Raw genomic sequence first — 14,848 nt, forward strand, 5'->3', positions numbered from 1 at the left:
TGAGGCCGGGCCACCGCCAGCCCACGCATCCCCGGAGGGCGGATGAACTTCGACTTCGCCGACGAGGCACCGAAGCTCGCCATGTTGCTGTACGGGGTGGTCGCCTTCGTGGCGGTGGTCGGTGGCCTCCTGCTGCTACTCGACGTCGTCCCCACCTGGCTCGCCCGTCGCCGGCAGGCCCGGCTCGCCGCGGCCGTCGCCGCCGGGAGGCCGCTCGAGCCGGGCCGGCGCCGCTCCCGCGAGGGCCTGTTCGCCCTCTTCTTTCTGCTGCCCACGGTCCTGATGCTCGGCATCGGCCTGGTCATCCCCGCGATCCGCACCCTCGTGCTGTCGCTCAGGAACGGCGACAGCACGCAGTGGGTCGGGCTGCGCAACTACGGCTGGATGGTCGACCGGCCCGAGATCGTCGATATCCTGTGGAACACCGCTCTCTGGGTGCTGCTGGTGCCGCTGCTGGCCACCTCGGTCGGTTTGATCTACGCAGTGCTCGTTGACCGCGCCCGCCTCGAGGCCCTGGCCAAGTCCCTGATCTTCCTGCCGATGGCGATCTCGTTCGTCGGCGCCGGCATCATCTGGAAGTTCGTCTACGCGTTCCGGCCCGCGGAGGCAGACCAGATCGGCCTGCTCAACCAGATCTGGGTGTGGCTCGGCGGCGAGCCCCAGCAGTGGCTGGCGAACCCACCGCTGAACACCCTGCTGCTGATCGTGGTGATGATCTGGATCCAGGCCGGTTTCGCCATGGTGGTGCTCTCGGCCGCCATCAAGGCCATTCCCACCGACATGGTCGAGGCTGCTCGCATCGATGGCGTGAACGCCTGGCAGCAGTTCTGGCGGATCACCCTGCCGGGCATCCGGCCCGCCCTGGTCGTGGTGGTGGTGACCATCTCGATCGCCACGCTGAAGCTCTTCGACATCGTCCGCACGATGACGAACGGCAACTTCAACACCAACGTGATCGCGACCGAGATGTACAACCAGGCGTTCCGGTACGGGCAGACCGGCCAGGGCTCGGCCCTCGCTGTCGTCCTGTTCATCCTGGTCATTCCCATCGTCATCTACCAGGTACGCAGCCTGCGCCGGCAGCGGGAGGTATGACCCCGTGACCACCACCACCCCGACGCGGGCCGGAGCCGCGACGCCGCCGACCATCGCCGGCCGCGTGCGCAGTCGGCTGAACACCCGCTGGGCCACCGCCGTGTCGATCGTGATCGCGATCGTCTGGACACTCCCGACCTTCGGGCTGCTCGTCTCGTCCTTCCGACCCGAGGACCAGATCAAGACGACCGGCTGGTGGACGTTCTTCGCTGACCCACAGCTGACGCTGGAGAACTATGAGCAGGTGCTCTTCGGCCGCTCCTCGTCCGCCGGCCAGCTGGCCAGCTACTTCCTCAACTCAATCGTCATCACGCTGCCGTCGGTGTTGTTCCCGCTGGCCTTCGCGGCGCTGGCCGCGTACGCGCTGGCGTGGATCAACTTCCGGGGGCGGGACTGGATCTACATCGGCATATTTGCGTTGCAGATCGTCCCGCTACAGATGGCCCTGGTCCCACTGCTCAGTTTCTTCTCCCAGGGCATCAGTGTCGGCGGCATCGACCTCCTGCCCGCCTGGAACCTCAACGACGAGCAGCGCTTCGTCCAGGTCTGGTTCGCCCACACCTGCTTCGCGCTGCCCCTGGGTGTCTTTCTGCTGCACAACTTCGTGTCCCAGCTTCCCCGGGACCTGATGGAAGCAGCCCGGGTCGACGGTGCCACCCACCCGAAGATCTTCCGTACGGTCGTGCTGCCGCTGATCACCCCAGCGCTGGCCGCGTACGGCATCTTCCAGTTCCTCTGGGTCTGGAACGACCTGCTGGTCGCGTTGATCTTCGCAGGCGGCGGGGACGACACCGCTCCACTCACCGTCCGCCTCGCCGAGCTGGCCGGAACCCGGGGCAACGAGTGGCAACGCCTCACCTCCGGCGCGTTCGTCGCGATCGTCGTGCCGCTGATCGTCTTCCTGTCGTTGCAGCGCTACTTCGTCCGCGGGCTCCTCGCCGGCAGTATCAAGGGGTGAGCCCCGCCCCGTACTACATTCGCTTGGCACGGCGGCGAAGCAGGACTCGCACCGCAGCGATGTCCCGCGGGGAGCTGCGGGCCGCGAGCCAGTACATGACCCCGGTCGGTACGAAGAACAGCTGAAATGCGGCGAGCCCCACCGCGTAGTTCATCGGTGGCGGGAAGGCCGTCCGCAGCCCATCGAACACCACCCCGACCACTCCGTTCCCGGCAGCCCGGCCGACCCCGTTGGCCAGGTTGCCGAGACTGTACACAGTGCCGCGATGCTCCGGTGGGTTGACATCGGCGATCAGGGCGAACCAGTTCGGCGAGTTGGCCGAGGTCAGGGCGAGCGCCAGCAACGCCGTAAGCAGACTCAGCCCGACTGTCGGCTCGGTCAGCACACTCGCCAGCACCGCCCGGACGATGGTGCCCGAGCCAGCTCCGTCGGGCACGTCGATGCGGATCGGCACGAAGAAGAGCACGAGATAGAACGGCAGCGCCGCGAGGATCCCGACCGCGGCGACCGTCGCCCGGCCGGACGGGGTACGGCGTTGCAGCGCATCGCCGACCAACCCGCCGACGATGGAGAAGACCCCGCCGAGCTGGAACAGGGTGGCGAAGACGCTGCCCACCACGACCGCCGTCGCGGCCGAGTAGCCCTGCGCCTCGGCCCGTTCGATGAAGAGCACCGGCAGCCAGACCAGCGAGCCGAACGCGGCCTGCGCGGTAACCCCCTGCAGGATCAGCCAGCGGTTCGTCCGTCGGCCAAGGATCCGCGGCAGGTCCGCCCGGCTGATCCGGTGGTCGTACTCGGCGCCACCGGCCAACCGGTCGGCCAGCTCCGGTTCGCTCTGACCACGCCGAATGTCGAAGGTGAACAGGTAGGCCGCGGTGGCACCGAGCCCCACCACGGTGAGCACCAGAAACGGACGTCGCCAGTCCGCCGCCCCGAGCAGACCGCCCACCAGGGTTCCGGCCAGCGTGCCGACCCCCTGGGACAGCCCCCAGAAGCTCATCACCAGGCCCCGCCGACGGGGCGAGATCAAGTCGGTGACCACCGAGAAGCCAACCGAGCCAACGGCACCGAGACCCACCGCACCGACCACCTGGGCGGCCAGAAAGGTCGGATAGCTGCCCGCCACCGCGCTGCCACCAGTGCCGAAGGCCCAGATCAGCGTGCCAACCATGAGCAGCGGCTTGCGGTTGGTGCGGTCCCCGACGTAGGCCCAACCCACCGCCGCCACCGCGCTGACCAGGAAGTTGGTCGCGGTGACCAGGCCGAGTAGGTGCCGCGACACATCAAACGCGTCGGCGATCGAGCCATACAGCGGAGGCACCAGGCCGATCGCCACATTGTCCAGGGAGGCGAGCAGCACGAACACCACGACGCTGTAGAACCGGTGCGCCGGGCTGCCGCCCCACGCCCGCACCGGGCCGCCGGTGGCCGAGGTCATGCCAGCAGCCAACCAGGGCCGGCCCACTGGCCGGTCACCGGGGTGACGACGGCGCGCCACCGTGGTTGATGACATGCTCCCGGGCTTGTGCGTACCGGGCCCGAATCGCCGGCACCGGGTCCGCCTCGTAGGTCCGCGACGCGGCCACGGTCCACCTCGGCGGCTCCGCCCCGCCCAGGACGGCCCAGGCGGCCTGGCGAGCGGCACCGTCGGCGACGTACTCGCCAGGGGGCGGCACGACCACCGGAACACCGAAAACCTGCGGAGCGACCCGTCGTACGGCGGCGGAGCGGGCACCACCACCCACCAGAATCACCCGCCGGACGGCGACGCCCTGCGCGACGAGGGCGTCCAAGCCGTCCGCGAGCGCGCAGAGCATTCCCTCGACGGCCGCGCGGGCCAGGTGCGCCGGGGTGGCGGTACGCAGCGTCAGCCCGTGCACCGCACCGCTGGCGTCCGGCCGGTTCGGGGTCCGCTCCCCCGCCAGGTAGGGCACCAGGACCACGCCGTCCGCCCCGGGTGGTGCGGACAACGCCAGGTCGGCCAGTTCAGCGAGGCTGACTCCGAGCAGCGTCGCGGCGGCGTCGAGCACCCGGGCCGCGTTGAGCGTACAGACCAACGGCAGGTATCGGCCGGTGCTGTCAGCGAAGCCGGCGACGGTACCCGTCGGGTCCGCCGTCGGTTGCTCCGTGACGCCGCACACGGTTCCGGAGGTGCCGATCGAGACGACCACGTCAGCGGGGCCCGCGCCGACCCCGAACGCGGCGGCGGCGTTGTCACCCGCCCCCGGACCGAGCGAGACCTCCGGCAGCTCCGGGGCTCCCGCGAGCACGGCCGGGTCGAGTCGGCCGGCCCACTCCACCGGACCGAGTACCCGGGGCACGGTCACCATCCGACCGAACGCCTGCTCGAGCAGGTCCCGGCGGTACGTTGCGCTGGCCGGGGACCAGTAACCGGTGCCGCTGGCGTCGCTGCGGTCGGTGCTCAACGCCGCCAGGCCGGGGGCGCCGGCGAGCCGCCAGGTAAGCCAGTCGTGCGGTAGGCAGACAGCAGCCACCCGGGCGGCGTTGCCCGGCTCGTGCCGGGCCAACCAACGCAGCTTGGTGACGGTGAGGCTGGCGACCGGCACCACGCCCACCGCGTCCGCCCAGAACCGCCGCCCGGTGTCGCCCTCGCCCGCCTCGGCCACCAGGTCGGCAGCGGCGCCGGCGGAGCGGGTGTCGTTCCAGAGCAACGCCGGGCGGACCACCGCGCCGGCATCGTCAAGGCACACCATGCCGTGCTGCTGCCCGGCGACCGAGACCGCCCCGATGTCGGCGAGCCCGCCGGCGGCCGACACCGCCTCGCCCAGCGCGGACCACCAGGCCGCCGGGTCAACCTCGGTACCGTCCGGGTGCGGCGCCCGACCCTGGCGGACCAGGACACCGCTCTCCCCGTCCCGAATGACGATCTTGCAGGACTGGGTCGAAGAGTCGATCCCGGCGACGAGCGGCACTCCGGCCCGCCTTCAGCGTGCACCGAGCAGATGCTCGACGGCGAGTTGGTTGAGCCGAACAAAGTGGTAGCCGCGGGCACCGGCAGCAGTCACGTCGTACTCCTCGAAGGCAGTGCGGTCGGCGCGGAGCCCGGCATGGGTCTCGCCGGGGGCGACGGTTGGTGTTGCCAGCTCATCCACCCGGCTCGTGGCCAGCGCCGCGGTCACCTCCGGGTCTGCCCGGAACGCCGCGGCCCGCTCCTTGAGGAGCAGATAGGTGCGCATGTTCGCCGCGGCCGAGGCCCACACCCCGGTCCGGTCCTCGGTGCGAGACGGCTTGTAGTCGAAGTGCCGGGGGCCGTCGTAGGCTGGCCCGCCGCCCGGACCGCCGTTCTCAAGTAGGTCGACCAGGGCGAAGGCATTGAGCAGATCACCGTGGCCGAAGACCAGGTCCTGGTCGTACTTGACCCCACGTTGGCCGTTGAGGTCGAGGTGGAACAGCTTGCCCTGCCAGAGCGCCTGAGCGACGCCGTGGGCGAAGTTGAGCCCGGCCATCTGCTCATGGCCGACCTCCGGGTTGAGCCCGACCAACTCCGGGTGGGCCAGGGTGGCGATGAAGGCGAGTGCGTGCCCGACGGTGGGCAGCAGAATGTCGCCGCGCGGCTCGTTGGGCTTGGGCTCGATCGCGAACCGCAGGTCGTATCCCTGCGCCACCACGTACTGGCAGAGCAGGTCAACCGCCTCGCGGTAGCGGTCCAGCGCGGCACGGACATCCTTGGCAACGTCGTACTCGGCGCCCTCCCGACCGCCCCACAGGACGAAGGTGTGCGCGCCCAACTGCGCGGCGAGGTCCACGGCGCGCAGCGCCTTGCGGAGCGCGTACCGCCGGACACCCCGATCGTTGCTGGTGAAGCCGCCGTCCTTGAACACCGGATGGGTGAAGAGGTTGCTGGTGACCATCGGGACCACCAGGCCGGTCTCGTCGAGGGCCCGACGAAACCGGTTGAGGTGGCCGTCGCGGGTGGCAGCGTCCGCCCCGAAGGGGAGCAGGTCGTCATCGTGAAAGGTGATGCCGTACGCCCCCAACTCGGCGAGGCGGTGCACCGCCTCGGCCGCGTCCAGCGCCGGTCGGGTGGCGTCGCCGAACGGGTCCCGGGCCTGCCAGCCCACCGTCCAGAGGCCGAAGGAGAACTTGTCGGCAGGGGTGGGATGGGGCGCCATGCCAGCCTCCGGGGGGGGTCGTCCGCCGTGTTCTGTGGTTGGTTTACCAGACCGAGGCCGAAACGCCCACCACGCACACCACCGAAGCGATGAGGGCGGGAGTCGCGAAACACTCCTAGTACGCGCCGCGGCGGTTCACCACTGCGCCAAAGGTCTTCCACAGGATGGTCAGATCGGCAGCGAGGGACCAGTTCTCCACGTAGTAGAGGTCGAGCCGGACGCCGTCCTCCCAGCTCAGGTCAGACCGACCACTGATCTGCCAGAGGCCGGTCATCCCGGGCTTGACCAGCAGCCGCCGGGCGACGTCGCCGTCATACCGGGCGACCTCCGAGGGCAGTGGTGGGCGGGGGCCGACCAGGCTCATCTGCCCGAACAGGACGTTGACCAGCTGTGGCAGCTCGTCCAGCGACCATTTGCGCAGCAGTCGACCGACCCGGGTCACCCGGGGGTCATCCCGCAGTTTGAACAGCAGGCCGTCGGTCTCGTTCTGCGCCGCCAACTCCGCCAGCAGGGCGTCGGCGTTGACCACCATCGTGCGGAACTTCCACACCCCGAACTCCCGGCCCCCCTGCCCGACCCGGGTCTGCCGAAACAACACCGGCCCCCGGCTGTCGACCAGCACGGTCAGCGCGATCACGATCAGCAACGGCAGCAGCAGGGTCAGGGCGAAGAGCGCACATGCCCGGTCAACCAGTCCTTTCACCAGTTTTCGGGTGCCCCGGAACTCCGGGGCCTCGACGTGGATCAGCGGCAGCCCGGCCACCGGACGGGTGTGGATCCGGGGTCCCGCGACATCGGTCAGCGCCGGGGCAACCACCAGATCAACGCCGGTGCTCTCCAGCTGCCAGCCGAGCCGACGCAGTCGGGTGGCGGTCAGTTCTCCGGAGGCGGTCACCGCCACGGTGTCGGCGCCGATGGCGGTGGCGGCCGCGGGGATGCCCCGGAACGAGCCCACCACGGGCACGTCCCCCAACCGCTGCGGAACCGGCGCGAGCAACACATCCGGGATGCACGCCCCGACTACCTGGTAGCCCGCGTATGGCTCGCGCCGCAGAGTGTGCACCAGCTCCAGAACGTGCGCGGTGTCGCCGACCGCAAGGACCTTCCGGGACCACCCGCGGCCCCGTGAGCGGAAGCGGTGCAGCCTCTTGCGGGCAGCGAAGCGGGCCAGCTCGAGCCCGACAACGCCGGTGGCGAAGGAGATGATGAGGAAGCCCCGCGGCACGCCAACATCCAGGACCCAGCCGGCGATCACTATTCCACCGGCAAGGCGCAGGCTGGCCACACTCACCCGCCGATACTCGTCGGCACCATAGCCGACGACCCGATCGTCGTAGCAACGAAACGCCTTGAGCGAGACCAGCCACGCCAGCACCAGGCCGGATGCCAACATGATGTGGGGGAGCTCGGTGCCGCCGGGGGAGCCGATACCGAAGCCGGCGAGGTACCCGACGAGAACGGCGAGGCTCAGCACCGCGGTGTCGAGCGCCAACAGGGCTCGGAGGTAGGACCGCAGGGCAGCGCGCGTCCTCGGCGGGGACAGGCCGCCCGCCGTTGACCGGCCGAGGGTCAACAGCATCGCCGCATTCACCGACCCTCCCCACCTCACCTCGCCCCTGGTGGTCACGGCTAAGAAACGGCCCGACGGTCCGAGCCGAGATGGCCTAGTTCTCGCCGGAACAACGACATCCTGCCCCGAGCATTATGGGCACGGATTCTTTCCGACGTATTGCCGTCACTTTGCGCGACCGTCGCCCAGCCGACCCCGGCCTGCCGCCCCGGCCGACTCCGGCCCGCCGATCGGTCTCGGCACCGGCGGCAAACTCGACGCTGAGACTCGGATCAGGAGTCCGTCTCGTGCTGAGACTCGGATCAGGAATCTGTCTCGCGCAATGCGATGGCCTTCAGGAAGATGTCACCAATCTTGGTCGGGTCCTCGGTGATGAAGGAGCCGCCACCGGTAACCTTCGTGATCGACTCCAGCTCTGCCTTGCTGACGTCCGCGCCGATCCCGATCAGAACCACCTGCACCGGCCGCTCCGGGTCCTTGATCCGCTCCAGTTCGGCGATCAGTTGCTGCTGGCTGATGCCGTTGTCGTCGTCGTTCTTACCGTCGGTGAAGAGCACGATCGAATTGACCTGCCCCTGATCCCAGTCCTCTTGGACCGCCTCGTACGCCGCCAGCACCGTGTCGAAAAGACCAGTGTCGCCCCGGGTCGGCTGGATCTGGGTCAACGCCGCCTCAAGCTCGCTGCGCTGACTACTCAGCGGGCCGATCTCGACCAGCCGCCGGTAGTCCCGCCCACTGCCCAGGTTGGTCGAGAACTCCCAGAGCCCGATCTGCCAGCTGTCATCGAAGAGGTGGAGCCCACGCCCCGCGGCTTCCAGGGTGACCTGCTGGCGGCTCGCGCCATTGGCGCTCGCCACAGATTCCCGCATCGAGCCGGAGACATCGATGACACAGAGCATTCGGCCGGACTGGGTGGCGATCGACCAGCTGGAGACCGCTCGCTCGACCGCCAGTGGATCCAGGTCGCTGGTGGCGTTGCCACCGTCGGCCGCCGGGCTCGGCACCGCGGTGGGCGCGCTGAACCCAGCGCCCCAGGTACCGTCCGGCGCTCGCAGCGACAACGACGCCAACCGATCCTTGAAGCTGGCGGTGGTGAGCACGTCGAACAGCATCCGGGCAGCCGACGCTTTGGCCGACCCGATCCCCGGCAGCACCGCGTACGGATAGTCCAACGGTGTCGCCGCCGGCGTTGGGTAGAGCGCGGCCAACGGCACCGCCGGCTTCCGGGCGTTGTAGGAGAGCAGGTCCTCCTCGGACAACGCCGCCGCGCCGAGACTACCGGCCAGCGTGGTGGGATCTGCGGAGGTGGGGAACTGAGCGAACAGTTCCTGGCGCAGCTCCGCGCTGCTGGCCGACAACGCACGTAACGCACCGACAGTTGCCGTCTGGCCATCCTCCCCAGCCGCCGCGGCGGCGCTCAACGCGAGTAGACCGGAGAGGCCGGTGGCATCCCGGGTCGGGTTCACGGTGCCGGCCCGGAGCGGTTCCGCGTTGGTGACCTGGCCGACCAACGCGGACCAGGTGAACTCCTGCGCCGGCCAGCCGAGCCGGGCGGCGACCGGCTCGGGCACCCCCACGACCACCGGGCTACGGGCGATCGACGCTCCGTTACCCGGGTCGAACGCGGTCGCGCCACCGCTCTTCAGCCGGAGCAGCCACGCCGAGGAGTCGGGCACCCAGACATCCGGGCTGACCGCGGCGCCGTTGGCCCGACCCACCCCGGCCAGGATGGCACCGTGTTTGGTCGCGACGGTGGCGGCTATCTCGACCGGCTCGGAAGCGGTCACGCTTACCTCAATGCAGGTGCCGTCAACCGCCGCGCCCTCGTTTTCCCACTCGGTCGCCGCGGCGTCGACCGCCGGCGCCAGCTCCGCCGCGACCGCGACCGCGAGCTCGACCTGACCGGAGCAGCCCGGCGAGGCCAGCTGCCGGTAGCCAAAATATCCACCAGAAGCAATGAAAAGCACGCCGACAGCTGCGGCGACACCGGTGACGCGAGTCTTCTTTCGGATGCGATGGCGGCCTGGGGACACGGGACCATCCTCCGGACCCGGCCAAGCAACGGCTACGTCCGTTCGGACGAAGTTACGCAGACGCAACCGCCGACTCCACTTTGACTACGCTCCGTGAGCCAGAAAGTCCGATGTGTTGTGGTTTGCCGTCCAGGGCAGGACACAGGTGGGGCTCGGGACACGCACCGGATCACCGACCGGCGCCGGCACACCGGTCGCCGGATTGACCCGGAACACGCTGATCAGGTCGGCCCGCTCGTCCGCGACGTACAGGTTGGTACCGATCCGGGCGAAGTGCCGGGGCCACTTCCCGCCGGAGTCCACCTCGGCGACCAGCACGGGCAACTCGCCGTCGAGCGTGAAGACGGCGATCGTGCCGACACCCCGGTTCGCGACGTAGCGGCCCTCCGTTTTGGCCCGGAGCGACCATGTGGGTGTGCGCCCGCTCCTGCCGCTGTGGGTCCGGGCCGTGACCCGCATGCCGGACCAGGTCGGTACTCGCCCCAGGCACCCCCTGCCCGTCAAGCGGGAATACCGCCACGCTCCCGTCGCGACGGTGCCGGGGTGACCGCGACCGTGCCGAGCGGCGCAAGCGCACCCGAATCCGGCTCCCGCAGGGCGACAACAATCCCCTCGCCGCGGCCCCCGGCGCCCGCCCGTGTAGCAACCGAGATGGACGAACGCACCCTGAACCGCCACCGGACCACCCTCCGCGCCGACCTCTCCGATCCAACCAGAGGTTCACCCACGTAGCGGCGCATCAGACCGGAAGGCCGGAACGCCACAGCGCGGCTCCACCCCTGGAGCCAGCCACCCCGCTGGCCGGTAGCCGCCGCGGTGAGGCGGGTGCCCGCCCCGGTCGGCACCGGTCAGGCCGGCACCCGCTCCCCATGTTGCCGGGCCACATGTTCGACGAGCGCGATCAACACCTGCTTGGCGGACTGCCGTTCCCGGGCGTCACAGAGCAGCATCGGCACGTCGGAGTCCAGGTCCAACGCCTCGCGTACGGTCTCCAGGCCGAACCGGCGGGCCCCGTCGAAACAGTTGACACCGACCACGAACGGAATACCCCGCTGTTCGAAGTAGCCGATGGACGGGAAACAGTCGGCCAGTCGCCGGGTATCGGCGAGCACCACCGCGCCCAGCGCCCCGAAGGCCAGCTCGTCCCAGAGGAACCAGAACCGATCTTGTCCCGGCGTACCGAAGAGGTAGACCAGGAGATCTTCGTTGATGGTGATTCGACCGAAGTCCATCGCCACGGTGGTGGTGGACTTCGCCTCGACCCCAGCGAGATCGTCGGTGCCGATCCCGGCGTTGGTCAGCATCTCCTCGGTCTGGAGCGGGCGAACCTCACTCAACGCGCTCACCAGCGTCGTCTTCCCCGCGCCGAAACCCCCGGCGATGAGGATCTTGAGCGCAACCGGGATGTGGGCACCGGTTCTTGGGAGTTCAGAGCGCACGGAGTCCACTGACCACCGCCTTGAGAATGTCGTTGTTGGGCAGGTACGGGCCGGCCGAGGGCTGGTGGACCGTCACCAAGCCTCGGTCCACCAGATCACCAAGCAGCACCCGGACGACGCCAACCGCCAGGTCGAGGCCGGTCGCCAGTTCGGCCACCGGAACCGGCTGGGCGGCCAGCGCCACCAGCCGCCGGTGCTCGGGGTGCAGGTCGAGATGTACGGCGGGCTGGGCGTTCCGGTCGGCGAGGACGTACGCGACCAGGTCGAAACCGCCGGCAGCCCGCACGCGCCCCCCGGTCAGTGTGTAGGGGCGCACCACCGGACCTGCGTCGGCGTCCAGCCACTCATGCGGCGTGCCGGACTCAGCCCACATCGCCGATGCCCGCCGTTGGCCGAGCCGGGATGCTCATCGTCTCGCCCACCCGGGTCACCAACATCGCCATCTCGTATGCCACCAGCCCGATGTCGGCGTCTGCGTCACTGACCACAGCGAGGCAGGCGCCCTGACCGGCCGTGGTCACGAAGAGAAATGCCGCTTCCATCTCGACGACAGTCTGCCGGACGGGACCACCGGTCACATGCCGGCTCGTGCCCCGGGCCAGGCTGGAGAGGCCAGCGGCGAGAGCGCACAGGTGCTCCGCGTCGTCCCGCTCCTGCCCGGCGGAGGCCCCCAGCAGCAGGCCGTCGGCGGAGAGCACCACCGCCTGCCGAGCGGGCGGCACCCGCTCCACCAGTTCGTCGAGCAACCAGTCGAGATCAACATTCTGCCCGGTAGATTTCAGCATCACGCGTCCCTCTCAGTTGCGGTCGGGGGATTCGAGATCGTCCGACGGGTCGATCGGCCGAGGACTTGGTCCGTCCTCGGGCATTGATACTCGAGCGGCGGCGACCCGGCGTCCTCTCGCCGTGCCGGCCTGCAACTCCGCCATGATCCGGCGGGCTTCCTCCGGTGAGCGGGGAGTCGGGTCCGACGATGGTGACTGCCGACCACCCACGGCTGGCTGCCGCACCGTCGGTCCATCCACTGCCGGCCTGGGCCGCCGAGCCTCGGCGGTTGCCCCGTCTGGCCCGTTGTCGGAGCGAGACCCGCCGTGCGCGCCGGCTCCGGCCGCGCCCGCCGGTTCCCGCCTGGTCAGTTGTTCCTGCCCGGGCTCCCCAGCGACCCCAGCAGGCGGCATCGTCGCACCTACCCGCCTCCGCGGTCCCGACCCCGGGCGACGCCGGACCCGCCGCGGCAGCCCATCGATCTCGCCGGCCACCTCGACAGGCGCCGGGCCGGCATCGACCACGGCCGACTCGCGGGCAGTCGGGACCGACGGGCGGTCGGCGAGCACCAACGGCTCCGACCTGGTGGGGGGCCGACCCGGTGTCGCCCACCGGACCGCCGGAGACCCCAATCGCTCCTGCTCCCCGGGGGCCGGACCCGAGGGCAGCGGCTCCTCGGCGACCAACTCGTCCGGGATGCGGACAACCGCGGTCAGTCCAGCCGACGTGGACCGACGCAGCCGAACTCCCACCCCGTGCCGGGCGGCCAGCCGGGCCACCACGAAGAGCCCGAGCCGGTCGGTCCGGGTTGGGTCGAACTCGGGCGACGAGGCCAACAACGAGTTGGCGTCCGCCAACGCCTCGGTGCTCATACCGAGGCCCTGGTCGGTGATCTCGAAGATGTATCCGTCGTCCCTGCGCACCCCGGCGACCTGGACCCGGGTCCCCGGAGGCGAAAACCTGGTGGCGTTCTCAATCAACTCGGCGAGCAGGTGGATGAGGTCACCAACGGTCCGGCCGACGAGGCCCGCCGACTGCACGCCGCCGATGTCAACCCGCTTGTACGCCTCAACCTCGGATAGCGCCCCCCGAACCAGGTCAACCATGGCGACCGGGTTGCGCCAGCCCCGGCTCGGAGCCGAGCCAGCCAGAATCACCAGGTCCTCCGCGTGCCGCCGCAGCCGGGCAGCAAGGTGGTCAACCTGGAAGAGATCAGCCAGTTCGTCCGGGTCCTCGGCGCGCCGTTCCATCCGGTCGAGCAGGGCGAGCTGGCGGTGCACCAACCCCTGACTACGCCGGGCGATGTTGAGGAAGACCTCGTTGAGGCCACGGCGCAGGTTTACCTCACCCTCGGCAGACCGGATGGCGGTCCGCCGCACCGCGGTGAAGGCGCGCCCCACCTCGCCGATCTCGTCCGTACCGAAATCGACCGAGGGCGCCTCCCGTTCCACGTCCACCGTCTCACCTTGACGCATCCGCGCCACCAGCTCGGGCAGCTGGCGTTCCGCCCGTTCGAGTACGGTGTGCAACCCAGCCAGCCGGCTCGCAAGGGAACGGCCGACCCGCACCGCCACCACCAGGGAGACCACGACTGCGATGAGGCCTAGCAACCCGGCGGACGCGAGCAGCAGAAAGACGCGTACGGCCAAGGGTTTCGACCGATCGGCCAAGCCATCGGCCTGGTCCAGCTCGTAGTCCCGCATCGCCTGCTGGACCGCGTTGTAGTCGGCCTGCCAGCTCGCAGCCACTACCGGCAGCCGATCGGCGGAGTTCTCGATCAGGAGTTCCTGCATCTGATCCAGACGGCGGAACTCCGCCTGCTCGGTCAACTGCTGGTACGCGCTACGTTCCGCCGCCGGTAGGTCGGCTACCGCCGAATCGGCGAGGAAGCGCTGGTTGATGATCGTCTGCACGAGCTTCCGCTGCTCGCCCTCGGCGAGGCTGCCCGAGACGATTGCCCCGGCCAGCACGGCATCGGCCTGACCGAGCAGTTCGCGGGAGTGACCGAGCGCGGTTACCGCCAACGCCTCCCGGTGTAGCTCGGGGTCCGGCAGTGCTGACAGCGCTTCGAAGGCCTGGAACGCCGACGAGATCATTCCGCTGTAGAGATCAATGACGTCGGACCGGTCCGCCTCTCCCCGGTCGATCTGGCCACGCCCGGTCGACAACGCATCCAGGGCGACGAGGAGGCGGTCCAACCGAACATCCAACAAGTCGCTGGTGGCGTCCCGAAGTGCATCGCCGGCGGCTCGACGACGCAGTTCGGCGATCACCTCGTCCGTATGCCTCCGTTGTGCATCGAGGCCAACATCGGCAGTCTCGGCGGCCAGGTACACGACCGAGAGGCGACGCTCGCGTTGCAGCTCGGCAACGACCGCCTCGCCGGGCCGCCCGAACTCATTGAGGAGGGTGTGAGCGGAGAGCAGGCTTTGCGCCGGCCCAAAGGTGAGCGTGGTGGCAAAGATCCAAAGTGCGACAAGCGCGGTCACCGGCGCCACAACCAGTGCGGTCAGCTTGGAGCGGATCGGCCAGTCGCGGGTGTTCAATCAGGACCTCGTCCAGCTGGTCGGGGCTGCGGGGACACCGGCGCACGCCGGACAGCACCCGCCGGAGCGCGCCCCACACAAAGTGCCGGGACGTCATCGACGGTCGCCTTGGGCAGAATACGGAATCTACGCCAATTCCACTACCGCCCGTCGCCGTCACGAACACAGCGGATGGGTGCCGGTTGCCCGAGCAACGCAGCGACCTGCGTCCGCTCCGCCGCCAGCAGGAAGCACAGAGCCACGGCAGACCGCCCGGAGGGCTGCCCTCGATGCGACGACCTCCACGGGCTCTTCGTCCATTTTCCCCCT

11 protein-coding genes and 1 pseudogene are annotated in these 14,848 nt (G+C 69.7%); 2 read left to right on the top strand and 10 right to left on the bottom strand.

What is annotated here, in order from left to right; genetic code table 11:
* Window positions 1-42: 42 nt before the first annotated feature.
* A complete protein-coding gene (locus SALPAC6_RS0103970) occupies window positions 43-1,095 on the top strand; it encodes a carbohydrate ABC transporter permease (RefSeq protein ID WP_018252148.1) in 1,053 nt (350 codons plus the stop codon).
* Between the two features lie 4 nt (window positions 1,096-1,099).
* On the top strand, window positions 1,100-2,053 hold the full coding sequence (locus SALPAC6_RS0103975; protein ID WP_018252149.1) for a carbohydrate ABC transporter permease: 954 nt from the start codon (window positions 1,100-1,102) through the stop codon (window positions 2,051-2,053).
* 13 nt (window positions 2,054-2,066) lie between these two features.
* On the opposite strand, the gene SALPAC6_RS0103980 is transcribed toward SALPAC6_RS0103975, so the two are convergent.
* From SALPAC6_RS0103980 to SALPAC6_RS25330, 10 genes and pseudogenes are all read right to left on the bottom strand, one after another.
* On the bottom strand, window positions 2,067-3,491 hold the full coding sequence (locus SALPAC6_RS0103980; RefSeq protein WP_018252150.1) for an MFS transporter: 1,425 nt from the start codon (window positions 3,489-3,491) through the stop codon (window positions 2,067-2,069).
* Between the two features lie 34 nt (window positions 3,492-3,525).
* Window positions 3,526-4,986: a xylulokinase gene (xylB, locus tag SALPAC6_RS0103985; RefSeq protein ID WP_018252151.1), complete on the bottom strand. Its 1,461-nt coding sequence runs from the start codon at window positions 4,984-4,986 to the stop codon at window positions 3,526-3,528.
* 12 nt (window positions 4,987-4,998) lie between these two features.
* Window positions 4,999-6,186, bottom strand: coding sequence for a xylose isomerase (xylA, locus tag SALPAC6_RS0103990; RefSeq protein ID WP_018252152.1), 1,188 nt, complete (start codon window positions 6,184-6,186; stop codon window positions 4,999-5,001).
* Between the two features lie 115 nt (window positions 6,187-6,301).
* Window positions 6,302-7,777 carry a sugar transferase gene (locus tag SALPAC6_RS0103995; RefSeq protein WP_018252153.1) on the bottom strand — a complete coding sequence of 492 codons (1,476 nt, stop codon included), beginning with the start codon at window positions 7,775-7,777 and terminating at the stop codon, window positions 6,302-6,304.
* Between the two features lie 281 nt (window positions 7,778-8,058).
* The gene (locus SALPAC6_RS0104000; RefSeq protein WP_018252154.1) at window positions 8,059-9,789 is read right to left on the bottom strand and encodes a substrate-binding domain-containing protein; all 1,731 of its coding nucleotides are present in this window, start codon (window positions 9,787-9,789) and stop codon (window positions 8,059-8,061) included.
* Window positions 9,790-9,873: 84 nt separating this feature from the next.
* Window positions 9,874-10,467 (bottom strand): annotated as a pseudogene (locus SALPAC6_RS27180) (lactonase family protein).
* A 170-nt stretch (window positions 10,468-10,637) separates the two neighbouring features.
* Window positions 10,638-11,237, bottom strand: coding sequence for a GTP-binding protein (locus SALPAC6_RS0104010; RefSeq protein WP_018252156.1), 600 nt, complete (start codon window positions 11,235-11,237; stop codon window positions 10,638-10,640).
* Window positions 11,218-11,601, bottom strand: coding sequence for a DUF742 domain-containing protein (locus tag SALPAC6_RS0104015; protein ID WP_018252157.1), 384 nt, complete (start codon window positions 11,599-11,601; stop codon window positions 11,218-11,220). Before SALPAC6_RS0104015 ends, SALPAC6_RS0104010 begins: the two co-directional genes overlap by 20 nt.
* On the bottom strand, window positions 11,591-12,016 hold the full coding sequence (locus tag SALPAC6_RS0104020; protein ID WP_026189305.1) for a roadblock/LC7 domain-containing protein: 426 nt from the start codon (window positions 12,014-12,016) through the stop codon (window positions 11,591-11,593). Before SALPAC6_RS0104020 ends, SALPAC6_RS0104015 begins: the two co-directional genes overlap by 11 nt.
* 9 nt (window positions 12,017-12,025) lie before the next feature.
* A complete protein-coding gene (locus tag SALPAC6_RS25330; RefSeq protein ID WP_018252159.1) occupies window positions 12,026-14,539 on the bottom strand; it encodes a sensor histidine kinase in 2,514 nt (837 codons plus the stop codon).
* Window positions 14,540-14,848 lie beyond the last annotated feature (309 nt).

Source organism: Salinispora mooreana (assembly GCF_000379065.1).
In the GTDB taxonomy this organism is placed as follows: domain Bacteria; phylum Actinomycetota; class Actinomycetes; order Mycobacteriales; family Micromonosporaceae; genus Micromonospora; species Micromonospora mooreana.

Excerpts from the sequence above, each read along its gene's own strand:
- SALPAC6_RS0104015 (WP_018252157.1), bottom strand. The coding sequence starts at position 11,601 with ATGTGGGCTGAGTCCGGCACGCCGCATGAGTGGCTGGACGCCGACGCA.
- xylA (WP_018252152.1), bottom strand. The coding sequence starts at position 6,186 with ATGGCGCCCCATCCCACCCCTGCCGACAAGTTCTCCTTCGGCCTCTGG.
- SALPAC6_RS0103970 (WP_018252148.1), top strand. The coding sequence starts at position 43 with ATGAACTTCGACTTCGCCGACGAGGCACCGAAGCTCGCCATGTTGCTG.
- SALPAC6_RS0103980 (WP_018252150.1), bottom strand. The coding sequence starts at position 3,491 with ATGACCTCGGCCACCGGCGGCCCGGTGCGGGCGTGGGGCGGCAGCCCG.